The 25,613-nt window shown below is 70.9% G+C and carries 23 protein-coding genes; 14 read left to right on the plus strand and 9 right to left on the minus strand.

Features of this window, described 5'->3' with window-relative positions; translation table 11 throughout:
* Positions 1-28 precede the first annotated feature (28 nt).
* Positions 29-1,285, plus strand: coding sequence for a 6-phospho-beta-glucosidase (locus MME74_RS06810; protein WP_267417995.1), 1,257 nt, complete (start codon positions 29-31; stop codon positions 1,283-1,285).
* Positions 1,282-2,292, plus strand: a complete 1,011-nt coding sequence (locus MME74_RS06815; protein WP_267417996.1) for an N-acetylglucosamine kinase — start codon at positions 1,282-1,284, stop codon at positions 2,290-2,292. Before MME74_RS06810 ends, MME74_RS06815 begins: the two co-directional genes overlap by 4 nt.
* A 75-nt stretch (positions 2,293-2,367) precedes the next feature.
* On the opposite strand, the gene MME74_RS06820 is transcribed toward MME74_RS06815, so the two are convergent.
* Positions 2,368-6,054 (minus strand): multifunctional oxoglutarate decarboxylase/oxoglutarate dehydrogenase thiamine pyrophosphate-binding subunit/dihydrolipoyllysine-residue succinyltransferase subunit, encoded by a 3,687-nt coding sequence (locus MME74_RS06820; RefSeq protein ID WP_267417997.1) that lies wholly within the window; start codon positions 6,052-6,054, stop codon positions 2,368-2,370.
* A gap of 160 nt (positions 6,055-6,214) precedes the next feature.
* Between MME74_RS06820 and MME74_RS06825 the strand changes: the two genes are divergently transcribed.
* The 3 genes from MME74_RS06825 to MME74_RS06835 all read left to right on the plus strand — a co-directional run bounded on the left by MME74_RS06825 (position 6,215) and on the right by MME74_RS06835 (position 10,156).
* Positions 6,215-7,669 (plus strand): GuaB1 family IMP dehydrogenase-related protein, encoded by a 1,455-nt coding sequence (locus tag MME74_RS06825; protein ID WP_267417998.1) that lies wholly within the window; start codon positions 6,215-6,217, stop codon positions 7,667-7,669.
* 112 nt (positions 7,670-7,781) lie between these two features.
* The gene (locus MME74_RS06830) at positions 7,782-9,098 is read left to right on the plus strand and encodes a hemolysin family protein (protein WP_267417999.1); all 1,317 of its coding nucleotides are present in this window, start codon (positions 7,782-7,784) and stop codon (positions 9,096-9,098) included.
* The gene (locus tag MME74_RS06835) at positions 9,095-10,156 is read left to right on the plus strand and encodes a hemolysin family protein (protein ID WP_267418000.1); all 1,062 of its coding nucleotides are present in this window, start codon (positions 9,095-9,097) and stop codon (positions 10,154-10,156) included. Before MME74_RS06830 ends, MME74_RS06835 begins: the two co-directional genes overlap by 4 nt.
* A gap of 68 nt (positions 10,157-10,224) precedes the next feature.
* Here MME74_RS06835 and MME74_RS06840 read toward each other — a convergent pair whose 3' ends face one another.
* Positions 10,225-11,292, minus strand: coding sequence for an NADH:flavin oxidoreductase/NADH oxidase (locus MME74_RS06840; protein WP_267418001.1), 1,068 nt, complete (start codon positions 11,290-11,292; stop codon positions 10,225-10,227).
* A gap of 56 nt (positions 11,293-11,348) precedes the next feature.
* Here MME74_RS06840 and MME74_RS06845 point away from each other — a divergent pair, with 56 nt between their 5' ends.
* The 6 genes from MME74_RS06845 to MME74_RS06870 are packed head-to-tail and all read left to right on the plus strand — an operon-like array spanning position 11,349 to position 16,095.
* A complete protein-coding gene (locus tag MME74_RS06845) occupies positions 11,349-12,197 on the plus strand; it encodes an NAD(P)H-hydrate dehydratase (protein WP_267418002.1) in 849 nt (282 codons plus the stop codon).
* Entirely contained in the window at positions 12,194-13,432 is a 1,239-nt protein-coding gene (locus MME74_RS06850; protein ID WP_267418003.1) for a hypothetical protein, read from the plus strand. The genes MME74_RS06845 and MME74_RS06850 overlap by 4 nt, the downstream gene beginning before the upstream one ends.
* A 4-nt stretch (positions 13,433-13,436) precedes the next feature.
* Complete coding sequence (locus tag MME74_RS06855) at positions 13,437-13,766, plus strand: thiamine-binding protein (RefSeq protein ID WP_267418004.1); 330 nt, start codon at positions 13,437-13,439, stop codon at positions 13,764-13,766.
* Positions 13,759-14,235 (plus strand): GNAT family N-acetyltransferase, encoded by a 477-nt coding sequence (locus tag MME74_RS06860; protein ID WP_267418005.1) that lies wholly within the window; start codon positions 13,759-13,761, stop codon positions 14,233-14,235. Before MME74_RS06855 ends, MME74_RS06860 begins: the two co-directional genes overlap by 8 nt.
* A gap of 9 nt (positions 14,236-14,244) precedes the next feature.
* Positions 14,245-15,474, plus strand: a complete 1,230-nt coding sequence (locus tag MME74_RS06865) for an MFS transporter (protein ID WP_267418006.1) — start codon at positions 14,245-14,247, stop codon at positions 15,472-15,474.
* A 9-nt stretch (positions 15,475-15,483) separates the two neighbouring features.
* Positions 15,484-16,095 carry an NUDIX hydrolase gene (locus tag MME74_RS06870; protein WP_267418008.1) on the plus strand — a complete coding sequence of 204 codons (612 nt, stop codon included), beginning with the start codon at positions 15,484-15,486 and terminating at the stop codon, positions 16,093-16,095.
* A 40-nt stretch (positions 16,096-16,135) separates the two neighbouring features.
* On the opposite strand, the gene metX is transcribed toward MME74_RS06870, so the two are convergent.
* The 3 genes from metX to MME74_RS06885 all read right to left on the minus strand — a co-directional run bounded on the left by metX (position 16,136) and on the right by MME74_RS06885 (position 19,823).
* The gene (gene metX, locus MME74_RS06875; protein WP_267418009.1) at positions 16,136-17,341 is read right to left on the minus strand and encodes a homoserine O-acetyltransferase MetX; all 1,206 of its coding nucleotides are present in this window, start codon (positions 17,339-17,341) and stop codon (positions 16,136-16,138) included.
* An 84-nt stretch (positions 17,342-17,425) separates the two neighbouring features.
* On the minus strand, positions 17,426-18,370 hold the full coding sequence (locus MME74_RS06880) for an endonuclease/exonuclease/phosphatase family protein (RefSeq protein ID WP_267418010.1): 945 nt from the start codon (positions 18,368-18,370) through the stop codon (positions 17,426-17,428).
* Between the two features lie 130 nt (positions 18,371-18,500).
* Positions 18,501-19,823 carry a bifunctional o-acetylhomoserine/o-acetylserine sulfhydrylase gene (locus MME74_RS06885; protein WP_267418011.1) on the minus strand — a complete coding sequence of 441 codons (1,323 nt, stop codon included), beginning with the start codon at positions 19,821-19,823 and terminating at the stop codon, positions 18,501-18,503.
* A 196-nt stretch (positions 19,824-20,019) separates the two neighbouring features.
* Here MME74_RS06885 and MME74_RS06890 point away from each other — a divergent pair, with 196 nt between their 5' ends.
* From MME74_RS06890 to MME74_RS06900, 3 genes are read left to right on the plus strand one after another with little or no spacing between them, the layout of a single operon-like run.
* Positions 20,020-20,802: an SDR family oxidoreductase gene (locus MME74_RS06890; RefSeq protein WP_267418012.1), complete on the plus strand. Its 783-nt coding sequence runs from the start codon at positions 20,020-20,022 to the stop codon at positions 20,800-20,802.
* Positions 20,803-20,804: 2 nt separating this feature from the next.
* Positions 20,805-21,518 (plus strand): uracil-DNA glycosylase, encoded by a 714-nt coding sequence (locus MME74_RS06895; protein WP_267418013.1) that lies wholly within the window; start codon positions 20,805-20,807, stop codon positions 21,516-21,518.
* Between the two features lie 4 nt (positions 21,519-21,522).
* Positions 21,523-22,140 (plus strand): GNAT family N-acetyltransferase, encoded by a 618-nt coding sequence (locus tag MME74_RS06900; protein ID WP_267418014.1) that lies wholly within the window; start codon positions 21,523-21,525, stop codon positions 22,138-22,140.
* Positions 22,141-22,197: 57 nt separating this feature from the next.
* On the opposite strand, the gene MME74_RS06905 is transcribed toward MME74_RS06900, so the two are convergent.
* Genes MME74_RS06905 through MME74_RS06920 form a run of 4 tightly spaced genes read right to left on the minus strand, consistent with a single transcriptional unit; the run spans position 22,198 to position 25,596 of the window.
* Positions 22,198-22,995 carry an ABC transporter ATP-binding protein gene (locus MME74_RS06905; RefSeq protein WP_267418015.1) on the minus strand — a complete coding sequence of 266 codons (798 nt, stop codon included), beginning with the start codon at positions 22,993-22,995 and terminating at the stop codon, positions 22,198-22,200.
* Positions 22,992-23,783: an ATP-binding cassette domain-containing protein gene (locus MME74_RS06910; protein ID WP_267418016.1), complete on the minus strand. Its 792-nt coding sequence runs from the start codon at positions 23,781-23,783 to the stop codon at positions 22,992-22,994. The genes MME74_RS06905 and MME74_RS06910 overlap by 4 nt, the downstream gene beginning before the upstream one ends.
* The gene (locus tag MME74_RS06915; RefSeq protein ID WP_267418017.1) at positions 23,780-24,649 is read right to left on the minus strand and encodes an ABC transporter permease; all 870 of its coding nucleotides are present in this window, start codon (positions 24,647-24,649) and stop codon (positions 23,780-23,782) included. The genes MME74_RS06910 and MME74_RS06915 overlap by 4 nt, the downstream gene beginning before the upstream one ends.
* Positions 24,646-25,596 (minus strand): ABC transporter permease, encoded by a 951-nt coding sequence (locus tag MME74_RS06920; RefSeq protein ID WP_267418018.1) that lies wholly within the window; start codon positions 25,594-25,596, stop codon positions 24,646-24,648. The genes MME74_RS06915 and MME74_RS06920 overlap by 4 nt, the downstream gene beginning before the upstream one ends.
* Positions 25,597-25,613 lie beyond the last annotated feature (17 nt).

The following is a 25,613-nucleotide window of genomic DNA, read 5'->3' on the forward strand; positions in this document are numbered from 1 at the left end:
GGATGACATCCAGAAACAAGGAGACCAGATGAAACTCGCCATCGTCGGCGGAGGATCGACCTACACGCCGGAGCTGATCGACGGGTTCATCCGCCTGCAGCGTGAGCTCCCCATCGAGGAGCTGGTGCTCGTCGACACGGATCCCACGCGCCTGGAGCTCGTCGGCGCGGTGTCGCGTCGCATGCTCGCCCGCGGCGGGCACCCCGCGCGGCTGATCACGACCGAGGATCTGGTCGCGGGGGTGAGCGACGCGGACGCCGTCCTCATCCAGCTCCGTGTCGGCGGTCAGGACGCGCGCGAACAGGATGAGAGCTGGCCGCACGACGTCGACTGCATCGGTCAGGAGACGACGGGGCCGGGCGGACTCGCGAAGGCGCTGCGCACCGTCCCGGTGGTGCTCCGCATCGCGGACGTCGTCCGTCAGCACGCCAAGCCCGATGCGTGGATCGTGGACTTCACGAACCCCGTCGGCATCGTCACCCGTGCCCTCCTGCAGGCGGGGCACCGTGCCGTCGGCCTGTGCAACGTCGCGATCGGGTTCCAGCGCCGCTTCGCGGAGGAGGCCGGAGTCGAACCCGATCGGGTCGCGCTGGCCCACGTCGGGCTCAACCACCTCACGTGGGAGCGGGGCGTCTTCATCGACGGCGTCGACCGGCTGCCCGCGGCGCTCGAGACCCGCGTCGGCGAGCTGGCGGACACGGTGGAGCTCGCTCCGGCCCTGCTCGCCCAGCTCGGCGTGATCCCCTCGTACTACCTGCGCTACTACTACGCCCACGACGAGGTTCTGCACGAGCAACGGCACCACGCGACCAGGGCTGCTGAGGTGCGTGCGATCGAGAACGAGCTCCTGGGGCTGTACGCCGACCCGAGCGTCGACACCAAGCCGGCGATCCTCGAGCAGCGCGGTGGCGCGTTCTACTCCGAGGCGGCCATCGAGCTGCTGATCGCGATCCGCGGCGGGACGGATGTGCCGCGCGTGGTCAACCTGCGCAACGACGGCGTGCTGCCCTTCCTCCCGGACGACCACGTGATCGAGGTACCGGCCCGGCACGTCGACGGCCGGTTCGTCGCGGAGCCCGTCGCCGCTCTGCCCGACGACATCAGCGGCCTCATCAGCGCCGTCGCGGGCTACGAGCGCCTCGCGCTGGACGCGGCGATCGGCGGCGGGCGCGACCGGGTGCTCCGGGCGATGCGCGCGCACCCGCTGGTGCTGCAGCACGAGCGCGCCGAGAAGCTCACCGACCTGCTGCTGTCCGCCAACGCGCGCTTCCTGGAGTGGGCGTGACCGCGCCGGCGGGGCTCGTCCTCGCCGTCGACGGAGGCGGGTCGAAGACCGACGTCGTGCTGCTCGACACCACCGGCGTCGTGCTGGCCTGGGAGCGCGGCCCGGGTTCCAGCCCGCAGATCGACGGGCTCGACGTGTCCGTCCGGGTGATCGACGACCTCGTGCGTCGGGCGCTCGGAGACCGCGATCCCCGTGACCTCGCCGAGGTCGGGCTCTACCTCTCCGGCCTCGACCTCGCCGAGGAGATCGCCGCCTTCCGCGACGCGATCTCCGCGCTGCCCTGGGCGGACGGCGCCGTGATCGAGAACGATCTGCACGCACTGCTGCGGGCCGGGACCGATGCGCCCGACGCCATCGCGGTCATCTGCGGCACCGGCATGAACGCGATCGGCATCCGCGCCGATGGGGCCGAGGTGCGCTTCCCCGCACTCGGACCGCTGTCGGGCGACTGGGGAGGCGGCGCCGAGCTGGGCGATGCCGTGGTGTGGCACGCCGCACGCGCGGAGGACGGTCGAGGACCGCAGACCGCGCTGGTCGATCTGCTCCTGGACGCGGCGGGCACGCCCACCGTCGCGGCACTCATCGAAGACGTGCATCTCGGGCGGCGCCCCGGTCAGAGCTTCGCCACGCTCGCGCCCGTGCTGTTCGAGGCCGCGGCCGCAGGTGATGCGGTCGCCCGGGTCGTCGTGCAGCAGCAGGCCGACGAGGTCGTCGCGTTCGTACGCGCGTGCGTGACCCGTCTCGACCTCCGGGAAGCGGACGTGCCCGTGCTGTTCGGCGGCGGCGTGGCGAGGGGGAGGGATCCCCTCCTGCTCGACGGCATCCGCGCGGGTCTGCGCGAGCACGCGCCCGCGGCGCGCCTGGAGATCGTGGATGCCCCGCCCGTGCTGGGGGCGGCGCTCTTGGTGCTCGAGGCGGCGGGTGCGGACTCCGCAGCGCGAGAGCGCGCTCGGGCGGAGCTGAGCTCCGATCTGCGCCTGGTGCGGACGCCGCTCGTCGCGGGGTGAGCATCTGATCCACGACCACTGACACGAGAACGGGCGTCGCGACCGAGGTCGCGACGCCCGTTCGTCTGTGGACGATCAGTCGATGGTGACGGCCGAACGGATGAGAGCCGCCTGCTCGGCCGCGTGGACCTTCGAGGATCCGGTCGCGGGCGACGCGGAGGCCGGACGCGACACCGGACGGAACGCGCGGTCGCCGGGGACATCGGCGAAGGCCAGCGCCAGGAACGGCCAGGCGCCCTGGTTCTCCGGCTCTTCCTGCACCCAGACGAGTTCTGCGTTCGGGTACGAGTCCGTGATGGCCTTGAGTTCGTCGATCGGCGTCGGGTAGAGCTGCTCGAGCCGGACGAGGGCGACCTCGGGGTTCGGGTTCTTCTCGAGCTCGGCCCGCAGGTCCCAGTGCACCTTGCCCGAGTGCACGAGCACGCGCTTGACGGCGGCGCGGTCGAGCCCGCGGTGGTCGTCGATGACCGGCTCGAACCGGCCCTGCGTGAAGTCCTCGACCGGGCTGGTCGCGCCGCGCAGACGCAGCATCGCCTTCGGGGTGAAGACGATCAGCGGCTTGCGCGGGCGCGCGTAGGCCTGGCGGCGCAGCAGGTGGAAGTACGACGCCGGGGTCGACGGCCGCGAGACGATCATGTTGTCCTGCGCGCACAGCTGGAGGAAACGCTCGATGCGGGCGGACGAGTGGTCCGGCCCCTGGCCCTCGTAGCCGTGGGGGAGCAGCAGGGTCACGCTGGACTGCTGGCCCCACTTCTGCTCGGCCGCGGAGATGTACTCGTCGATGACCGACTGGGCGCCGTTGACGAAGTCGCCGAACTGCGCCTCCCAGAGCACGAGTGCCTCGGGCGCCTCCACGGAGTAGCCGTACTCGAAGCCGAGGGCGGCGTACTCGCTGAGCAGCGAGTCGTAGACGAAGAAGCGGCCCTGCGCATCGGACAGGTTCGAGAGCGGCAGCCACTCCTGACCGTTGGCGCGGTCGTGCAGGGTCGCGTGGCGCTGCACGAAGGTGCCGCGACGGGCGTCCTGCCCGGCGAGACGCACCGGAGTGCCCTCGACGAGGAGCGAGCCGAAGGCGAGCAGCTCGCCGAAGCCCCAATCGATGCCGCCGTTGCGGCTCATGTCGAGGCGCTTCTCCAGCAGCTGCTGGATCTTCGGGTGCACCGTGAAGCCCTCGGGCTTGTTCACGAACGCGTCGCCGATGAGCTGGATGACCTCGTTCGGCACGCCCGTCACGTCGGGAGCGCCGACCTGCTCGTCGATCGGAGGCAGCTCGGGCGCGATCGGCGTGGCACCGGTCTCCGCGGCGTGCGTCTCGGCGAAGGCGATCTCCAGGCGGTTCTGGAAGTCGGCCTTGGCCTCGTCGTACTCCTGCTCGGTGATGTCACCGCGGCCGACGAGCGACTCCGTGTACAGACGGCGGACGGAGCGCTTCGCCTGGATCAGGTCGGTCATCAGCGGCTGCGTCATCGAGGGGTCGTCGCCCTCGTTGTGACCGCGTCGGCGGTAGCAGACCAGGTCGATCACGACGTCGCGGTGGAAGCGCTCGCGGTACTCGAACGCGAGCTGGGCCACGTGGATCACGGCCTCGGGGTCGTCGCCGTTCACGTGGAACACCGGCGCCTGGATGGTCTTGGCGACGTCGGTCGCGTAGATCGAGGTGCGGGCGTCGTTCGGGGTGGTGGTGAAGCCGACCTGGTTGTTCACGACCACGTGGATCGTGCCACCGGTACGGTAGCCGCGCAGCTGCGACATCTGCAGCGTCTCGACCACGACGCCCTGTCCGGCGAAGGCGGCGTCGCCGTGGACGAGGATCGGCAGCCAGGCGAAGGTGCCGATCGGCTTCCGGTCCTGCTTGGCGCGGACGATGCCCTCCAGCACGCCGTCGACCGTCTCGAGGTGCGAGGGGTTGGCGGCGAGGTAGACCGGCAGCTCGGACTTGTCGTCGGCGACGAACGTTCCCTCGGTGCCGAGGTGATACTTCACGTCGCCGGAGCCGCGCTGGTTGCCGGGGGTCTGCGTGCCCTCGAACTCGCGGAACACCTGGCCGTAGGTCTTGCCGGCGATGTTGGTCAGCACGTTCAGGCGGCCGCGGTGGGCCATGCCGATCGCGGCGCCCTCGAGGCCGGCGGTGGCCGCGCCCTGGAGGATCTCGTCGAGCAGCGGGATCAGCGACTCGCCGCCCTCGAGCGAGAACCGCTTCTGTCCGACGAACTTCGTCTGCAGGAAGGTCTCGAAGGCCTCGGCCTCGTTCAGCTTGCGCAGCACGCGCAGCTGTTCGTCGTGGCCGGGCTTCTGGTACTTGACCTCCACCTTCTCCTGGAACCAGCGGCGCTGCTCCGGGTCCTGGATGTGCATGTACTCGATGCCGAGCGTGCGGCAGTAGGAGTCGCGGAGCACACCGAGGATGTCGCGGAGCTTCGCGACGCGCCGGCCGCCGAAGCCACCGGTGACGAACTCGCGGTCCAGGTCCCAGAAGGTGAGTCCGTGGCTCTCGATCTCGAGGTCGGGGTGCGAGCGCTGCACGTACTCGAGCGGGTCGATGTCGGCCATCAGGTGGCCGCGCACGCGGAAGGAGTTGATGAGCTCCTGCACGCGGGACTGCTTGTCGACGCGCTCGGCGAGGTCGACCGCGATGTCGGGGTTCCAGCGGATCGGCGCGTAGGGGATGCGGAGCGCGGCGAAGATGTCGTCGTAGAAGCCGCGCTGCCCGATGAGCAGCTCGTGCACCTTCTTGAGGAACTCGCCGGAGCCCGCACCCTGGATGACGCGGTGGTCGTAGGTGCTGGTGAGCGTGATGGTCTTGCCGATCGCCAGCTCGTTCAGCGTCTTCGCGCTGGCGCCCTGGAACTCGGCCGGGTACTCGAGGGCGCCGGCGCCGATGATGCAGCCCTGGCCCTTCATCAGACGCGGCACGGAGTGCACGGTGCCGATGCCGCCCGGGTTCGTGAGCGACACGGTGGTGCCCTGGAAGTCGCCGGCCGTGAGCTTGTTGCCGCGGGCGCGGGTGACCAGGTCCTCGTACGCGCTGAGGTACTCGGTGAAGGTCATGGTGTCGGCGCGCTTGATGCTGGGCACCATGAGGGCGCGGGTGCCGTCGGGCTTGGGCAGGTCGATCGCGATGCCCAGGTTGACGTGGGCGGGTGCGACCACCGAGGGCTTGCCGTCGACCTCGGCGTAGAACACGTTCTGGCTGCGGAACTCGTCGAGGGTGCGGATGAGCGCCCAGCCGATCAGGTGGGTGAAGCTGATCTTGCCGCCGCGCGTACGGGCCATGTGGTTGTTGATGACGATGCGGTTGTCGATCATCAGCTTCGCCGGAACCGTGCGGACGCTGGTCGCGGTCGGGACGGTGAGCGACTCGTCCATGTTCGCGGCGAGGGTCTTCGGCAGCCCGCGCAGCGGAGTGACCTTGTCCTCTTCGACGGTCTCCGGGGCTTCCTTCGGCTCCGCCTTCGGAGCGGGCTTCGGGGCCTGAGCGGGGATCGGGGCGGCGGCGGCGGGCTTGGCCGTCGTGCGCGCCACCGGCTGCGAGCCGATCACGGGGATCGGCGCCGTCACGGGGTGCGCCTGCTGGTCGACCGCGGCGGACGGTGCGGCGGTCGCGCCGGCGGCGGCCTCGGAGTGGTACTTCTCCAGGATCGGCCACCACTCCTTGTCGACGGAGTCGCGGTTCACCTTGAACTGCTCGTAGAGCTCTTCGACGAGCCAGGAATTGGCTCCGAACCCCCCGTCGCCGTTGACGCCGGTCACCTGGTTCGACACGCTCGATCGCCCTCTTTCATCGCTGAAGCTCTCTGGTGCGGACGTCTTCGCAGGATGCGTTCGGATCCGCACACTCTCGACCAACAAGCCTAACGTGTTTCGCTCGGGGAATCGTCGAAGCCATGCGCCCACGGCGTCGCGATCTGAGTACCGTGGAGACATGGAGTTCTCTGGAGCGCAGCCGACCGTCGATCTGACCTATTCGGACGTCTTCCTGGTGCCGCGCCGATCCGCCGTCACGAGTCGTCTCCAGGTCGACCTCGCACCCCTCGACGGCACTCCGGCCACGCTGCCCATCGTCGCCGCGAACATGAACTCGGTCACCGGACCGCGCATCGCGGCCGTGCTCGCGCGGCGCGGCGCCCTCGGCGTGCTGCCGCAGGACCTTCCGCTGCAGGACCTCGACGCCGCGATCCGCGAGGTGAAGGCGCAGCCCGTGCTGTGGGACACGCCGATCGTCCTTCCGCCCGAGGCATCCGTGGCCGATGCGCTCCGCCTGCTCCCGGCCGCCACGGGGCACGGGATCGTCGTCGCGCACGGTACGGCGCCGTTCGACGTCGGACGGATCCTGGGCGTCCTCCCCGCCGTGCGCCTCGCGACCGCGCTGCCGGATGCGCAGCTGGGCGACCTCGTGCACCGCGGCACTCCGGCGATCGATGCGGACGACATCGGATCGGAGCGCCACGCGTTCGACGTCATCACCGACGCCGGCGTCGAGATGGTGACGGTCGTCCGGCACGGGCACCTCGTCGGCACCCTGAGCGCCCGCAGCGCGCTGCGGTCGAGCCTCTACCGCCCGGCTCTCGACGCGGACGGCCGGCTGGCGGTCGCCGCGGCGGTGGGGATCAACGGCGACGTCGCCGCGAAGGCGAAGGCGCTCGCGGGAGCCGGTGTCGACGTGCTCGTCGTCGACACCGCCCACGGCCACCAGGAGGGCATGCTGCGGGCGCTGCGCGCCGTGTCCGAGCTCGACCTCGGCCTGCCGATCGTGGCGGGCAACATCGTCACCGCCGACGGCGTCGCGGATCTGGTCGACGCCGGCGCCTCGATCCTCAAGGTCGGTGTCGGCCCCGGCGCCATGTGCACCACCCGCATGATGACCGCGGTCGGTCGGCCGCAGTTCTCGGCCGTGCTCGAGACGGCGCAGGCGGCGCGGGAGCTCGGCGCTCACGTGTGGGCCGACGGCGGTGTGCGCTACCCGCGCGACGTCGCACTCGCCCTCGCCGCCGGTGCGGCATCCGTCATGGTCGGCTCCTGGTTCGCCGGCACGATCGAGGCACCGGGCGAGCTGCAGCGCGACACGGAGGGGCGTCTGTTCAAGGAGTCCTGGGGCATGGCCTCGACCAAGGCGGTGCAGGCGCGGTTCGGACGACTGGACGCCTACGAGCGCGCGCGCAAGGAGCTCTTCGCGGAGGGCATCTCCTCGTCGAAGATCTACCTCGACCCGCTCCGACCCGGTGTGGAGGACCTGCTCGACATGATCACGTCGGGTGTGCGCTCGTCCTTCACCTACGCGGGTGCGTCCTCGGTGCCGCAGTTCCACGATCGTGCCCTGGTGGGCCTCCAGTCGGCCGCCGGATACGAGGAGGGGAAGGCCCTGCCCGTCAGCTGGTGATCACGAGCGCGCACCCAGTCGTGTTCTGTACAATCATCCGCATAATGGACGACCCTCCCAGTTGTAGAACATCGCCCCACTGTCCGCCTCTCTCCTCGGAGGGGAACCGCTGATGGACTACATCATGTTGGGCGTGGGGCTCCTGCTCACGGTCGGCACCGGTCTCTTCGTCGCGAGCGAGTTCGCGCTGGTCAATCTCGACCGCGCCGACCTCGAAGCAAGGCAGGCCCGCGGTGAATCGCGGCTCTCGCTCACGATCAGCGCTCTCAAGCACACGTCGACGCATCTCTCGGCCGCACAGCTCGGCATCACGCTGACGACGCTGCTCACCGGTTACACGATGGAGCCGGCGCTGTCGAACCTCCTCCGACCCACGCTCCACGCGTGGAGCATCCCGGACGCGGCGATCGCCCCGATCGCGACGGTCGTGGCGATGTTCGTGGCGACCGTGCTCTCGATGATCCTCGGCGAGCTCGTCCCCAAGAACTTCGCCCTCGCACTGCCGCTGGCCACCGCGAAGCTCGTCATCCCGTTCCAGATCGCGTTCACCACCGTGTTCAAGCCCGCGGTCGTGGTGCTCAACGGCAGCGCCAACGGCGTGCTGCGCGGCATGGGGATCGAGCCGAAGGAGGAGCTCTCCGGCGCCCGGAGCGCGGAGGAGCTGTCGTCGCTGGTCCGCCGCTCCGCCAACGCGGGGCTGCTGGAGGCCGACACCGCCTCGCTGCTCGATCGCACCCTGATGTTCTCGCGGCTCACCGCCGACGACGTGATGACCGCTCGACCGAGCATGCACGCGATCGCCGCCGGGGACTCCGCGGACGACGTGATCCAGCTCGCCCGGCGCACCGGCCACAGCCGGTTCCCGGTCTACGACGAGGACCTCGACGACATCATGGGCGTCGTGCACCTGAAGGCGGCGATCTCGGTGCCGCGTGAGCGTCGCACCGAGGTCCCGGTCGGTGCCCTGGCCACCGAGCCGCTCCGCGTTCCCGAGACGGCGCACGTCGACAACCTGATCGCCGAGCTCCGCGCTCGCGGCTACCAGCTCGCCATCGTCGTCGACGAGTACGGCGGAACCGCAGGACTCGTGACGCTGGAGGACCTCGTGGAGGAACTCGTCGGTGAGGTGTCCGACGAGCACGACCGCACCAGGGCCGGCGTCATCCGCAACCGCGAGGGGATCACGTTCCCCGCGGAGCTGCGACCGGACGAGGTGCGCCGTCGCGCCGGCGTCGAGGTCCCGGAGGGCGATGTGTACGACACGGTCGGCGGATACGTCATGAGCGTGCTCGAGCGCGTCCCGCTGGTCGGCGACGAGGTGCCGTTGGACAGCGGCATCCTGCAGGTCGTGCGGATGGACGGTCGACGCGTCGATCGGGTCCGCTACGTCCCGAGACCCCTCGACGGCGAAGAGGAGGTCACCCGATGAACGATTGGGGTGGACTCGCCTGGCTCGTCGTGCTCCTGGTCGCGAACGCCTTCTTCGTCGGCGGCGAGTTCGCCGTCATCTCCGCGCGCCGGTCGCAGATCGAGCCGCGAGCCGATCAGGGCTCGCGCGCCGCCAAGACCGCCCTGTACGCGATGGAGCACGCGACGCTGATGCTCGCGACGTCGCAACTCGGCATCACGATCTGCTCGCTGCTGATCCTGAACGTCTCCGAGCCCGCCATCCACCACCTGCTGGCCGTGCCGCTGCACGCGCTGGGATGGCCGGACGGCGCCGTCGACGCGGTGTCGTTCGCGATCGCCCTGCTGATCGTGTCGTTCCTGCACGTGGTGTTCGGCGAGATGGTGCCGAAGAACCTCGCGTTCTCGGTGCCGGATCGCGCGGTGCTGATCCTGGCCCCGCCGCTGGTGTGGGTGTCGAAGGTGTTCATGCCGGTGATCTGGGTGCTCAACGCGGCGGCCAACGGCGTGCTGCGCCTGTTCCGTGTGGAGCCGAAGAACGAGGCGGCGTCGACGTTCACGCTCGACGAGGTGGCGACCATCGTCAGCCAGTCGCGCCGCGAGGGTCTGCTGATGGACACCGCCGGAACCGTCGCCGCGGCCGTGGAGTTCACCGACAAGAAGGCGCGGGACGTGGCGGTGCCCCTGGGAGACCTGGTGACGCTGCCGCAGTCCACCACTCCGGACGACATCGAGAAGGCCGTCGCGCGCTACGGGTTCTCGCGCTACGTGATCGTCGACGACGAGGGCGTGCCGATCGGCTACGTGCACCTGAAGGACATCCTCCGCGCGTCCGAGGGTCCGGATGCCGAGACCAAGATGATCGAGCCGATCCCGGCCAAGCGCATCCACCACATGGTCCCCGTCCAGGAGGACACGGACCTCGAGGACGCCCTCGCGGTGATGCGGCGCGCCGGTCGCCACCTGGCCAAGGTGCGCGACGGCCAGGGCAACACCACCGCGGTGCTGTTCCTCGAGGACATCCTCGAGGAGCTGGTCGGCGAGGTGCAGGACGCGACGCGTCGCTTCCGCGGACGCTGACCCGCCGCACGGACCGGAAGGCCGCCGAACCCTCGCGGGATCGGCGGCCTTCCGCGTGCGGCGAGCGGTCAGCGCGGACGTGCCCGCTCGTACTGCGGCGGCCACGCCACCTCGGCGCCCAGCTCGTGCGCGGCGCGGAGGGCGAAGTGCGGGTCGCGCAGCCATTCCCGTCCGGCGAAGACCGCATCCGCCGCTCCCTCCACGAGGACCTGCTCGGCCTGCGCGGAGGCGGTGATGAGCCCGACCGCCGACACCGGGATGCGGCCGCCCCGACGCACGGTCTCCGCGAGCGGCACCTGGTAGCCCGGGAACACACTGATCCGCTGATGCGCGACCAGGCCGCCGCTGGAGACGTCGATCAGGTCCGCGCCGTGCTGCACCGCCCACTCGGCGACGACGGACGCCTCCTCCGGCGTGAAACCGCCCTCCGCGTGGTCGGTCGCCGAGATGCGCACGAACAGCGGCACGCCGGCGCCGGCGGCATCGCGGACGGCGTCCACGACGCGGAGGAGCAGTCGGGCGCGGTTCTCCAGGGACCCGCCGTACTCGTCGTCGCGCAGGTTCGACAACGGCGAGAGGAACTGATGCAGCAGATAGCCGTGCGCGCCGTGGATCTCCAGCACGTCGAATCCGGCGTCGAGCGCCCGTCGCGCCGACGCGGCGAATCCCTCGACCACGCGGTCGATGCCGGCGGCGTCGAGGGCGACCGGCTCATCGAAGCCGTCGAACGCGACCGCCGAGGGGGCGGTGGTGGTCCATCCGCCCTCGGACGTCGGAACCGAGCCGCGCTCCGCCGCCCACGGCCACCAGGTCGACGCCTTGCGCCCGGCATGGGCGAGCTGGATGCCGGCGTGCGCACTGCGGTCGTGGATCGCCCGGACGATCGGCACCCAGGCGTCGCGCTGCTCGTCGTTCCAGAGGCCGACGTCACGGGGCGAGATCCGGCCCTCGGGGACGACCGCCGTCGCCTCCGCCACGATGAGACCCGCGCCGCCGGAGGCGAACTGAGCCAGGTGGGTGTGATGCCATTCCTGCACGACACCGTCGACGGCGCTGTACATGCACATCGGCGAGACCCAGAGGCGGTTGCGGAACGTGACGGAACGGATGCTCAGCGGGGAGAAGAGAAGACTCACCGTTCGACGCTACCTCCGCGCAGGTGCACCACGGGCCGTCGCACTAACGTGGAGTCATGTTCGAGGTGCGCGAGTGGACCCGCAGCGACACGGCGCGGTTGTTCCGTGCGCCGACCGCGGAGGACGACAAGTACGCCCGCGGCGTCGTCGCCCTGCGCACCGGATCGCCGGCGTATCCGGGCGCGGCCGTGCTCGGGGTCGAGGCCGCGTGGCGGTCGGGGGCGGGATTCGTCCGGTACGTCGGAGCGGAGCGGGTCGCCGACGCCGTGCTCGCCCGTCGCCCGGAGACAGTCGTCGGGGCGGATGCCGGGCGCTCGCGCGTGGACGCCTGGGTGATCGGCTCCGGCACGGATCCGGCGGACCGCTCGGATGCGGAGGGCGTCGCGCTTCGCGAGATCCTCGCCGGCAGCGCGCCGGTGGTCATCGACGCGGGGGCGCTGGACCTCGCGCCCGGGGCACGCGCGCCGTTCCTGGTGACGCCCCACGCCCGGGAATTCGCACGCCTGCAGGAGCGGCTCCGGGTGTCGTCGACCGACGACGCCCGAGCCGACGACGCCCGAGCCGATGCCGCACGACAGGTCGCCGCGAAGATCGGTGGAACCGTGCTGCTCAAGGGCGCGCGCACGCTCATCGCCGCCCCCGACGGAGCCGTTCTGGCCGTCGAGGCCGGAACCGGGTGGCTGGCGACCGCAGGCACGGGAGACGTGCTCGCGGGCGTGCTCGGCGCGGTGCTCGCCGCCAATCCGGATGCTTCTCTCAGCGAGGCCGCCGCCGCCGGCGCGTGGCTGCACGGACATGCCGCCCGGATCGCCGCGGGCGTGCTCGACGGCGGACCGGGCCATCCGATCGTCGCGCTGGACGTGGCGGAAGCCCTCCCGTCCGCGATCGAGAGCGTCCTGGCGTGACTCGCAGGTCGATGACCGGAGTGGTCGTGCTGTGGAGCGCGTTCCTGCTCGTGCATCTGGTCACCGCCTGGCTGGGCTGGGTGTATCCGAGCCAGCCGATGGGCGACGTCGTCCTGGTCTACGAGCCCTGGGCGTCGACGGCGCTCGGCGGGGGACCGATCGTGGGCATCACGGAGACCTGGGTGTATCCGCAGCTCGCCCTGGTGCCGATGCTGCTCGCGTCGGGACTCTCGGCGCCGCTGGTGCCGCTGCTCGGGGTCTCGAGCGCATACCTGGTGGGATGGGCCGTGCTGGTCGTCATCCTCGACGCCGTCGCGTTCGGCGTGCTCGTCGGGCGCTCGCCGTCTCACGCGCGACGGATGGCGGCCTGGTTCTGGTGCGCCGCGCTGCTGCTGCTCGGACCCATCGCGCTGTACCGGATCGATGCGATCACGGTGCCCATCGCCGTGATCGGCGGACTCTGGCTCGTCTCGCGGCCGGCCGTCGCCGCCGCACTGCTGACGATCGGCGCCTGGATCAAGATCTGGCCCGGAGCGCTCCTCCTCGCCGCGGTGGTGGCCGCGCGCGCGCGCTTCCGGATGCTGCTCACCGCCGTGATCGTCTCGGGAGGCGTGATCGCGCTGCTCCTCCTGCTCGGGGCGGACACCGAGATCCTCGGATTCCTGACCGAGCAGACCGGTCGAGGGCTGCAGATCGAGGCCGTGGCGGCGACGCCGTTCCTCTGGCTCGCCGTCGCCGGAGCCGCCCGGATCGAGTACAGCTTCGAGATCCTGACCTTCCAGATCACCGCGCCCGGAGTGGACGCCGTGGCCGCAGCGCTCACCCCGCTGATGGCGCTCTCGGTGCTGGCGGTCACGGCCGTCGGGGCGGTGAAGGCGATGCGCGGTGCCACCTTCCCGCGACTGTTCCCGCCCCTGGCGCTCACCCTGGTGGCGCTGCTCATCGTCACCAACAAGGTCGGCTCCCCGCAGTTCCAGACCTGGCTCATCGCCCCGGTCATCCTGTGGCTCGTGCTGGATCGGGTGCGGGCGCGCACACCGGCGGTCCTCGTGCTGGCGCTGTGCCTGTTGACCTGTCTCGTGTACCCGCTGGGCTACGACGCCCTGCTGCGCGCCGATGCGCTCGCCGTCGCGGTGCTCACCGTGCGCAACGTCCTCCTCCTCGTCCTTCTCGTGGTCGGAGTCCGCGCTCTCGTGCGCGTGCCGGCCACCCGTCATCCGAAAACCAGGGAGTGAACCCATGCTGATCGCCTTCTCCGTCGCCCCGAGCGGCACCCCCGCCGACGGTGCCGAGCGCACCGACGCCTCCGTGCACGACGCGGTGGCCGCCGCCGTGCGCGTGGTGCGCGAGTCGGGCCTGCCGCACCGCACCACGAGCATGTTCACCGAGATCGAGGGACCGGACTGGGACACGGTCATGGACGTCGTGAAGCGCGCCACCGAGGCCGTCATGCCGTTCGGCTCCCGGGTCTCGCTCGTGCTCAAGGCCGACATCCGCCCCGGCTACTCGGGCGAGCTCGACGCGAAGATCGAGCGCCTGGAGGCGGCGATCGACGAGTCCGGTGACTGACCTCCGCGCTCCTGCGCACGTCGCGCTCCGTCCGGCGGTCGCCGACGACGTCGAGTGGATCGCGGAGCTCCGCGCGATCGTCCTCCGTCCCGATCTGGAGCGGCTCGGACGCTACGACGACATCCGCGTGCGGCAGAGGTTCCGGGACGCGTTCGACCCGGCGGACACCCGGATCATCCTCGTCGACGGCGAGGACAGCGGCTCCGTGGCCCTCCGTCGCGAGGGCGAGGCGCATTGGCTCGAGCACTTCTACATCGCGACTGCGCAGCAGGGCCGTGGTGTGGGCGGTCGCGTCCTGGCGATGCTGCTCGACGAGTCCCGGCGCTACCGGCTCAACGTGCTCCAGGGCAGCCCCGCGCGCCGGCTCTACGAGCGCCACGGGTTCCAGGTCGAGCGGCAGGACGAGATCGACGTCTTCATGGGGCGCGACCGCGCCGGAGCGGTCATCGACCACTCCGACGACCGCTAAGCTGATCCGGTGAATCCCTCGACGGAATCGAGGGGTGCGGCGAAGAGGGCGCTCCTCTCTCTCGCCATAGGCAGCTTCGGCATCGGCATGACCGAGTTCGTGGTCATGGGCCTGCTGCCCAACATCGCCGCCGACCTGCTGCCCTCGCTCTGGGCGACCAGCCAGGAAGAGGCGCTGAGCCAGGCCGGCTGGCTGATCTCGCTGTATGCCCTCGGCGTGGTGGTCGGCGCCCCGACCATCGCCGGGTTCGTCGCACGCTATCCGCGGCATCGGGTGATGATCGTGCTCGCGCTGGCGCTGACCCTGTTCAACGCGCTTACCGTGATCCTGCCGACCTTCGAGCTCGTCGCCGCCTCCCGCTTCCTCGCCGGGCTTCCGCACGGCGCCTACTTCGGCATCGGCGCCCTCGTCGCGGCCGACGTCATGGGACCGGGCAACCGCGCCAAGGGCGTGGCCTTCATCCTCACCGGCCTTACGGTGGCGAACGTCGTCGGTGTGCCGCTGGGCACCTTCCTCGGGCAGGAATGGGGCTGGCGCGCGGCCTTCGCCGTCGTGGCGATCGTGTTCGCCCTCGCCACGCTCTGCATCGCCCTGTTCGTGCCGGAGCACCCTGGTGACCCCGGTCGCACGATGCGGCAGGAGCTGCGGGTGTTCCGCTTCCCGCAGGTGTGGTTCACCCTGGGCGTCGGCGCAATCGGCTTCGGCGGCTTCTTCGCCGTCTACAGCTACATCGCCCCGCTGGTGACGGAGGTCGCCGGGTCGCCCGAATGGGTCGTGCCGATCATCCTCGTGCTGATGGGCATCGGCATGACGGCCGGAAACCTGGTCGGCGGGCACCTGGCCGACATCGACCTGCGTCGTACGCTGCTGTTCGGGCTCGCGGCGATGGCGCTGGTGTTCGCGTCGCTCGCGCTGCTGTCCTTCTGGATCGTGAGCCTCGGCTTCCTCGTGGTCGTGGTCGGCTTCGTCTCCTCGGTGCTGAGTCCGACGATCCAGACGCGTCTCATGGACGTCGCCGGCGACAACCAGTCGATCGCCGCGGCGATGAACCACTCCGCCCTCAACATCGGGAACAGCCTCGGTGCCTTCCTCGGTGGCATCGTGATCGCCGTCGGCTGGGGCTTCACGGCGCCCGCGTGGACCGGGGCGGTCCTGGCCATCGCCGGCCTGCTCATCGCGCTGCTGTCCTATCGGGTCGAGGCGCGCCGTCCCGCAGCGGTGGGGCACACCGCGTCGTAGAGTGACGGGGTGAGCGCCTCAGAGCCGTCCCTCCCCGTCGCCGGCACCGCCGTGCTGCTGCGCCCCGCCCCGGCGGGCTTCGAGGTGCTGCTGATGCGTCGGCCCGATCGCGGGTCGTTCGCCGACGCCTGGGTCTTCCCGGGCGGCAAGGTCGAGCCGAGCGACCGCCGTGCGGGCGACGACGAGGTCGAGGACGCGCGCCGCGCGGCGATCCGGGAGACCTTCGAGGAGGTCGGACTCGTGGTCGATGATCCGGTGGTGCTGTCGGAGTGGCGGCCGCCGAGCGAAGCCCCCACCCGGATCCGCACCTGGTTCTTCCTGGCGGAGGCGCCGGACGGGGAGCCCGTGCCGTCCGCCGACGAGGTGGCGGAGCTGACCTGGACGACTCCCGCCGAAGCCCTGGCGCGTCACGGCGCGGGGGAGTGGACGCTGTATCCGCCCACGTGGATCACGCTGCATCAGCTCTCCGCCTTCACCGACGCGGCGTCCGCGCTGTCGTCCGGCGGGTCGGCGCAGCTGTTCCAGACGAGGGTGCTCGAGACGGAAGCCGGTCGCGCGTTCGCCTGGGAGCAGGGGCGCCTCGAAGCGGGTGCACTGCCCTGGCGGTTCGTCGCCGACTGAGCGGCGCGTCTCCGTCCGGCGGGGCTTCGTGCGGTGCGGCTCAGCTCTCGAGCAGTCGACGGAGGTTCGAGCCGACGGCATCCGTCTCGATGAGGAAGCCGTCGTGTCCGAAGTCGCTGGTGAGGACCACGGCCTCGTCGTCGATCACGTGAGGGATGCTGCGGGCGATGCGCTGCTGCCCGTCGACGGGGAACAGGCGGTCGCTGTCGATGCCGAGCACGAGCGTGGTGGCGGTGACGGCGTGCAGGGCCTCCTCGACACCGCCGCGTCCGCGACCGACGTCGTGCGAGTTCATGGCCTCTACGAGCGTGATGTAGCTGTTCGCGTCGAATCGTCGGGTGAACTTGTTGCCGTGGAAGTCGAGGTACGACTCCACCGCGAAACGTCCGCCATGACCGAGCGGCGACACATCCGACTGCCAGGACCGTTGGAAGCGCTGGTTGAGCTCGATCGGGCTGCGGTAGTTCAGCAGCGCCATGCGGCGCGCGAGCGCGAGCCCGCGATGGGGGCCGTCGCCGTCGCCGAGGTCGTAGTACTCGCCGCCCTGGAAACGCGGATCCATCCGGATCGTCTCCAGCTGCACCGTGTTGAGGGCGATCTGGTCGGCCGTCGTGACCGGGGGCGACGAGAGGACGGCCAGCCGCTGCACGCGTTCGGGCTGCATCACCGCCCACTCCAGGGCGTGCATTCCGCCCATGGAACCGCCGATGACCGCTGCCCAGCTGTCGATGCCGAGGGCGTCGGCGAGGCGCACCTGCGCAGTGACCTGGTCGCGGATGGTCAGGTACGGGAAGCGCGAGGCCCATTCGTAGCCGTCGGGGGCGACGCTCGCCGGCCCCGTGGACCCCTGGCAACCGCCGAGCATGTTCGGGGCGATCACGAACCAGCGGTCGGTGTCGAGCGGGGCGCCGGGACCGGTGATGTCCTCCCACCACCCCACGGTCGGGTGGCCGGATCCGGCGGCGCCGCGCACGTGGCTGTCGCCGGTGAGGGCGTGCAGCACCAGGACGGCGTTGTCGCGGGCGGCGTTCAGCTCGCCCCACGACTCGTAGGCGATCCGGATGCCGGGCAGCTCGGCGCCGCTCTCGGTCGCGAACGCGCCGAACGCGGCGAAGCGCCGGCCGCCGACGGGGTCGCCGTCGCGCCAGGCACCCGTCGCGGGTGGGCGGGCACGGAGCAGCCGGACGTCGGCCTCCGTCACGGGCGCCGACGGCACCGTGTCCTCGGAGGTCGTCTGCCAGTCCATGTCTCCATTCTCGCCTGGCGGAGGAGCCTGCGGCGGCAGGTTACGACCCGGTGTCGGCCTCTCGGGCGCGTCGCGGTGCGTCTCTCAGCGCACCCGCGTCACCGTGGCGAGGTGATCGCTGTGCCCGGCGCGCATCGTGCTCGAGGTGATCACGTCGAGTCCGCGGACGAAGACCTGATCGATCCGGACCAGGGGGAACGCCACCGGCCACGTGAATCCCAGGGATCCGTCGGTCGGTCGGACCCAGTCGGCCTCCGCGCGCAGTGCCGCCAGTGCCGGGTCGGTCGATGGCGCGTTGAAGTCGCCGACGACGATGAGCGCGTCGGCGGGGTCGGCCGCGACCTGCTCGGCGATGCCGCCCAGCATCGTGTCGCGATCCTGCTGATGGCCGGGGCGGACGGACGCGGCATGCAGCACGTAGACGGCGACGGGTGCCGTGGGCGTCTGCACCTCGACGCGGAGGGCGCGCTTCCAGCTGAGGCCGAGCGTGAGCGGCTCGGCGTCGGTGAGCGGATAGCGGCTCCACACGGCGACGGTGCCGACCGTGAACGAGTGCGGGTACTCCTCGGCGAGCACCTCGCTCGCGGCGGCGAGGCTGTCGCCGTCGAGCTCGGTCAGCGCGATCACGTCGGCGCCGCTCTCGGCGAGCGCGGTCGCGGATGCGGCAGCGCCACCGGAGCGCGCGCGGACGTTCTGACTCACGACCGTGAGGGGGGAGGCCGAGGCGGACGCCGAGCCGGCAGGAGCGGGGAATGTGGGAAGCGCCGGCGACATCGCGAGGAACCAGAGCAGGGCGGGAACCAGGATGAGCACGATCACCCGACGGGCGAGGAACAGCGCCGTGACCATCATCGCGAGGAGGAGCAGGCCGAGCCAGGGGAGGGCGGCGGCGACCGCCGTGCCGACGACGCCGGGCACCCATCCGCAGATGACCACGACCAGCATCACGACGGCGGCGACCGCGAGTCGTCTGGCATGACGCGTCGTGGTTCGCCGGAGCCGCGGCGGTCGTTGTTCGACGTCGATCATGCACTCCTCACGGCGGGAGTTCCATTGTGGAGGGAACAGCCTGTGGGTCGGCCGGATGAGGGAGCCCCCGGCGGACACGAGGATGCCCCGGACCTTTCGGTCCGGGGCATCCTCGTGGTGGTCAGGCGCGTCAGGCGCGTGCGGCCTCCGAGACGGCGCGAGCGGCGGCGAGAGCCTGGTCGAGATCGGCCTTGAGGTCCTCGATGTTCTCGATGCCGACCGAGAGGCGCACGAGGCCCGGGGTGACACCGGCCGTGAGCTGCTGCTCGGGAGTGAGCTGCGCGTGCGTGGTCGACGCCGGGTGGATGACGAGCGAGCGCACGTCGCCGATGTTGGCGAGGTGGCTGAACAGCGACAGGCTGTTGACGAACTCGCGGCCGGCCTCCACGCCGCCCTTGAGCTCGAACGACAGCACCGCGCCGACGCCCCGGGGAGCGTACTCGTTGGCCTTGGCGTACCAGGGCGAGGAGGGCAGACCCGAGTAGTTCACCGTCGCGACGTCGTCGCGGCCGTCGAGCCACTCGGCGATCTCCTGGGCGTTCTGCACGTGGCGCTCGATGCGCAGCGACAGCGTCTCGATGCCCTGGATGAGGTTCCACGCGCTCTGCGGGGCGATCGCCGAGCCGAGGTCGCGGAGCAGCTGCACGCGGGCCTTGATGATGTACGCAAGCGGGTCGCCGACGGCGGCGGTGTAGCTCGCGCCGTGGTACGAGGGGTCCGGAACCGTGAGGCCCGGGAAGGTGTCGACGTTCTTCGACCACTCGAAGGTGCCGCCGTCGATGATCGCGCCGCCGATGGTGGTGCCGTGGCCGCCGAGGAACTTGGTGACCGAGTGCACGACGATGTCGGCGCCGAACTCGAACGGGCGGATCAGGTACGGGGTGGCGATCGTGTTGTCGACGATGAGCGGCACGCCGTTCTCGTGCGCGATGTCGGAGACCGCGCGGATGTCGAGGATGTTGATCTGCGGGTTGCCGATGGTCTCCGCGAAGAACAGCTTCGTGTTCGGGCGGACGGCGCGGCGCCACTCCTCGGGGTCGTCCTGGTTCTCGACGAACGTGACCTCGATGCCGAGCTTCGCGAGCGTGTACTTGAAGAGGTTGTACGTGCCGCCGTAGATCGAGCTCGAGGCGACGAAGTGGTCACCGGCCTGCGCGATGTTCAGGATCGCGAACGTCGAGGCCGCCTGGCCGCTGGCGAGGACGAGGGCACCGGTGCCGCCTTCGAGGGCGGCGAGACGCTGCTCCAGCACATCCTGCGTCGGGTTCTGGATGCGGGTGTAGATGTTGCCGAACTCCGCGAGGGCGAAGAGGTTCGCCGCGTGGTCCGCGCTGTCGAACACGTAGGACGTGGTCTGGTAGATCGGCGTGGCGCGGGCCTTGGTGACCGGGTCGGGGGCAGCGCCCGAGTGGATCTGCTTGGTCTCGAAGCGCCAGGACTCGGGTGCGGACATGTGTTTCCCCCAGGAGTGGTCGGAAGGTCGGGTGGCGGATGCCGTTGCAGCGAGAGTACGGAACATCGTCCCTTGTCAACAACAGTCGGGAAATGTGACGTAACACAGCTCAGCCCCGGAAACACGGGGCTGAGCGGATCTGCGACAGCCCCGTGCGGGACTCTGCATTCCGCGGGGAACATCGTACGGTGGAGGCATGGTGAACAGACGTGCAGTGGTGACAGGTGCGAGTTCCGGCATCGGCGCAGCGACGGTGCGTGCGCTCCGCGCTCGGGGATGGGATGTCGTCGGGGTCGCCCGACGCGAGGATCGGCTGTCGGCGCTCGCCGCGGAGACCGGAGCATCCGCGATCGCATGCGACCTGACGGATGCCGCGGCCGTCGAGGCGCTCATCGGCGAACTCGCGGCGTCGGGGCCGGTGCACGCGCTGGTGCAGGTGGCGGGCGGCGCCCGCGGCACCGACCGGATCGAGGACGCCTCCACCGAGGACTGGCAGTGGATGTTCGACGCGAACGTCCTGGCGAGCCAGCGTCTGGTCGCCGGCCTGCTTCCCCTGCTGCGTCGTGCGGCGGAGGTCGACGGCCACGCGGACACGATCTTCGTCACCTCCACGGCGGCGCAGTCGGCGTACGCGGGCGGCGGCGGGTACAACGCGGCGAAGGCGGCCGAGGGGATGCTGGTGAAGGTCCTCCGCCAGGAGCTCAACGGCGAGCCGATCCGCGTCGTCGAGGTCGCTCCGGGCATGGTGCACACGGAGGAGTTCACGCTCAACCGCCTGGGTGGGGACTCCGTCGCCGCCGAGGCCGTCTACGCGGGAGTCGAGGCTCCTCTCGTGGCCGACGACGTGGCCGACGTGATCGCGTACGCGCTGGAGTCGCCGGCCCACGTCAACCTCGACCTGATCACGATGCGTCCCGTCGCACAGTCGGCCCAGCACCTGCTCGCTCGCGGACCGCTGCGTGTGCGCTCGATCGACTGACGATGGCGCAGTCCCTGGCCCAGCTCGCCGCGGACGGCCGGATCGACGCCGGGTGGGCGGAAGCCCTCGCGCCGGTGCAGGACGTGGTCACCGAGCTCGGTGAGCGACTCCGCGCCGAGCAGGAGGCAGGGCACGGCTATCTGCCCGCCGGGGAGAACGTGCTCCGGGCGTTCCAGCGGCCGTTGGCGGATGTGCGGGTGCTCATCACCGGGCAGGATCCGTACCCGACGCCGGGGCACCCCATCGGCCTGTCGTTCGCGGTCGCCCGCGAGGTGCGCCCGCTGCCGCGCAGCCTCTCCAACATCTACAAGGAGCGCGAGAGCGATCTGGGGATCCCGCCCGCTCCGCACGGCGATCTCACCGCGTGGAGCGACCAGGGCGTGCTGCTGCTGAACCGTGTCCTCACGGTGCGTTCCGGTGCCGCCGCCTCGCACCGCGGGTGGGGGTGGGAGAAGGTCACCGAGCTCGCGATCCGCACGCTCGTGGCCCGCGACCAGCCGCTCGTCGCGATCCTGTGGGGAAAGGATGCCGCGAACCTGCAGCCGCTGCTCGGCGAGACGCCGATCATCGCCTCGGCCCATCCGTCTCCGCTCTCGGCCCGTCGCGGGTTCTTCGGCTCCTGCCCGTTCTCCCGCGCGAACGCGCTGCTCGCGGAGCAGGGCGCCGATCCGGTCGACTGGAGAGTGGAAGGCGAGCCCGCTCCGTCTCTAAGCTGAGCGCATGCAGTTCGAGCCGGGGGACCGTCGCCGCGTCCTGCCGCGCCACCTGCGGCCCGCATCGGCGCCCGAGGTGTTCTCGTACACGATCCGCGCAGCGCGGCCGGCGGATCTCCCGCACATCCGCGAGATCTACAACCACTTCGTGAGCAACTCCGCCGTCACGCTCGACGAACGGCGCAGCAGCATCCCGTACTGGCGGGACAAGTACGCGCTGCTCACGCGGCTGGGGCTGCCGTTCCTCGTCGCGGTGTCGCCCGCCGGGGTGGTCATCGGGTACGCGCTCGCTCAGCCCTGGGCGGGGAAGAACGCCTACAAGTACACGGTCGAGGACTCCATCTATCTCGGACCGGGCGCGGGAGGCAAGGGGCTCGGCGCCGCGCTCCTGCAGGCGCTGATCGACGCCTGCGAGCAGATCGGCCTCCGCGAGATGGTCGCGGTCATCAGCGACAGCGGCGCCGAGGCATCGGTGCGCCTGCACGCGAAGCTCGGGTTCGTCGAGGCGGGACGGATGGGGCGCGTCGGCTACAAGTTCGGTCGGGAGCTGGGCACCGTGTACATGCGGCGCGTGCTCAAGCCGACCGGGCGACGTCGGGGGAGCCTCTTCGGGGCACGCCGCTGACGGGACGTTTCGTCTCGCTGGCGCTCGCTCAACGACCGGTGGTCGGGTGGCGGTCGCTCAGCGACCGGGGCTGCCGGGGATGACCGGGATCGCGGCGAGCAGCGTCTTCGTGTATTCGTGGGCGGGGCGCAGGAGCACATCCTGAGTGGAGCCGCGCTCGACGACGTGGCCGTCCTTCATGACCATGACGGTGTCGCACAGGTTCTGCACCACGCCGATGTCGTGCGACACCAGCACCAGGGTGAGATCCGTCGTCCGCCGCAGCTCGATCAGCAGCTCGAGGATCTGCGCGCGCACCGTCACGTCGAGCGCCGACAGCGGCTCGTCGCCCACAAGGATGCGGGGGCGGTGCACGATCGCCCGCGCGAGGGCGATGCGCTGCCGCTGCCCTCCGGAGAACTCATGCGGGTAGCGGTCGGCCATCTCCGGCTCCAGGCCGACCTGGGCGAGCACCTCGTGCACGCGGGCCCGGCGGTCGCCCGGGATGTCCAGGGCCCACAGGGGTTCGCCCACGATCTGTCCGGCCGTCATCCTCGGGTCGAGGGACGCGTAGGGGTCCTGGAACACCAGGCCGGTCTCGCGGCGCAGCCAGTGCAGCGACTTCGCGGAGGCCGCGGCGTCCACCCGTCGCCCGTCGATGCTCACGGTCCCGGTGGTCGGCCGGTCGAGCCCCAGCAGCAGCCGCACCAGCGTGGACTTGCCGGAACCGGATTCGCCGATGATGCCGACGGATGAGCCCTCGACGATGTCGAGGTCGGTCGGTGACAGTGCCGTCTGGGTGCGCGCGCGCGCGAACGTGGTCCGCTGGGGGGCGAAGAAGTCGCGCCCGAGTCCCCGGGCCTCGATCAGGGTCATGCGACTCCTCCGTCCGGACGCCAGAGGGTCGCCGTCGCGTCACGCAGCAGCCCCTGGGTGATCGGCGATGTCGGCGCGGACAGGAGCCGCGACACGGGTGCCGCTTCCACGACCCGCCCGTGCTCGAGCACCACGCCCTCGGTGGCGACCTGCGCGAGGACGGCGAGGTCGTGGGTGATGAACACCAGGGACATGCCCTCGTCGGCGACGAGGGCGAGCAGCAGCGAGAGGATCTCGGCCTGGATCGTGACGTCGAGGGCCGTCGTCGGCTCGTCGGCGATCAGCAGCTTCGGGCGGCACGCGAGCGCCATCGCGATCGCGACACGCTGCCGCTGACCGCCGGAGAGCTGGTGCGGATACCGGTCCACGATCGACTCCGGATCGGGCAGCCGCACGCGGGCCGCCTCGGCGATCGCGCGCTCCCTCGCCTCGCGGCGGCCGATCCCCTCGTGGATCCGGATCGACTCCGCGATCTGCCGCCCGACCGTGCGGATGGGGTTCAGGGCCGTGCGCGGCTCCTGGAACACGATCCCGATGTCGTCGCCGCGCAGCTGCGCCAGTTCACGATCCGGCATCCCGATCAGCTCGGTGCCGTTCCAGCGGATGCTGCCGCTCGCGGTCGCGCCGTCGGGGAGGAGCCCGAGGACCGCGAGGGCGGTGAGCGACTTGCCCGACCCCGACTCGCCGATCAGGCCCAGGCGCGCGCCGTCCGGCACCTCGAAGGAGACGCCGTCGACCACCCGGCGTCCATCGATCTCGATCACGAGATCCTGCACGGAGAGACTCATGCGACCACCGCCGGGGTGTGGATCTCGGCGGCGCGGTGGCGCAGGGTCGGGTCGGTCGCCTCGCGCAGCCCGTCGCCCAGCAGGTTCAGTGCGAGCACCGTGATCGTGATGGTGAGGCCGGGCCAGATCACCGACAGCGGATGCACCCCGATGTACCGCTGCAGGTCGGCGAGCAGCAGACCCCAGCTGGGATCCACGACCGAGGCGCCGAAGCCCAGGTACGACAGGCCGGCCTCGGCGAGGACGGCCACGGCCATCGACCACGACAGCTGCACGATGAACACCGGAGCGACGTTGGGGAGCAGGTGCCGCACGAGGTTCTGCGTGGGCGTGAGGCCGGACGCGCGGGCGGCGAGCACGAAGTCGCTCTGCTGCACGCGACGCAGCTCCGGGCGCGTGACGCGGGCGATGTTCACGCCGAAGCCGATCCCGACGGCCCAGATCACGACCCAGAGCGAGCCGCCCCACACCGAGGAGATCATCATCGCGATCAGCAGCACGGGGAAGGCGATCAGGATGTCGACGAGCACGGCGACCGTCTCCCGCATCCAGCGGGCGGTGAGTGCGCCCAGGGCGGCGAGGGCGATGCCGACGACGGTCGCCACGATGCCGGCGCCGATGCTCACGAAGACGGTCGTCCGCGCGCCGGCCATCAGCAGGCTGAGGATGTCGCGGCCGGTGTCGTCGGTGCCGAGGAGATGCGGCCAGCTCGGCGGGAGCCAGCGGTCGCCGATGTCGGATGCCTGCGGGTCGAAGGGCGTCCAGAACAGCGACACGATCGCGGCGAGGACGATCACGGCGATGACGATGATCCCGAAGCGCCCCGTGGCCGTGCTCCAGAGCCTGCCGAGCCAGCGCGGAGTCATGCGGCCTCCCGCTGTCGAGGGTCGATGGCGCGGTGCAGGAGGTCGACCACGAAGCCCACGATCAACACGAATCCGGTGAGCACGAGCAGCTCGCTCTGCACCTTGATGAGGTCGCGGGTCCCGACGTCGGCGACCAGCATCCGTCCGATGCCGGGGAGGGTGAAGAGCTGCTCGATCACGACCGATCCCACGATGATCCCGGCGACCTGGAGTCCGAGCACCGTGATGATCGAGAGGCCGACGGCGGGGATGCCGTGCTGGATGAGGGCGCGCGTGCGGGTGAGTCCCTTCGCGGCGGCGGTGCGGACGAAGTCCTGTCCGGCGGCCTGCAGGGTCGCACTGCGGACGAATCGCATCAGCATCGCACCCTCGACGATGCCGATCGTCAGCGCGGGGAGCAGCAGCGACTCGATGGCCTTGCCCGGGGTCGACCAGCCGGTGCGCGGGAAGCCCTGCGGTGGCAGCCAGCCGAGCCAGACCGAGAACACGACGATGAGCATCATGCCCGCCCAGACCACGGGCACGGCGGCCAGGGCCTGCGCGCCCACGCTGAGTGCGGTGCCGCCCCGCCGGTTGCGCAGGAGGGCGGCGAGGATGCCGAACGGCACAGCGATGATCACGGCGATGAGCAGGGCCATGATCCCCAGGGGCACGGTCACCTGAGCCTTGAGCAACAGCTCCGCACCGACCGAGGCGCCCGACAGCTGCGACGTTCCGAGGTCACCGCGGAAGATCCCGCCGATCCAGTCGGTGTACTGCGTGAGCAGGGGGCGGTTCAGGCCGAGCGACTCGCGAAGCGCATCGACTTCGGCGGGGGAGGCCTGGGTGCCGGCGATCAGCTGCGCGACGTCACCGGGGAAGACGCGCAGCGTGAGGAAGATGAGGACGCTCGACACGAGGAGCCCTGCGATGAGCAGGGCTCCTCGGACGAGCGCGTAGCGGATCACGAAGGGGTGACCGCTCG

The sequence above is a fragment of the Microbacterium oxydans genome, assembly GCF_026559675.1.
Taxonomy (GTDB): Bacteria; Actinomycetota; Actinomycetes; order Actinomycetales; family Microbacteriaceae; genus Microbacterium; species Microbacterium oxydans_D.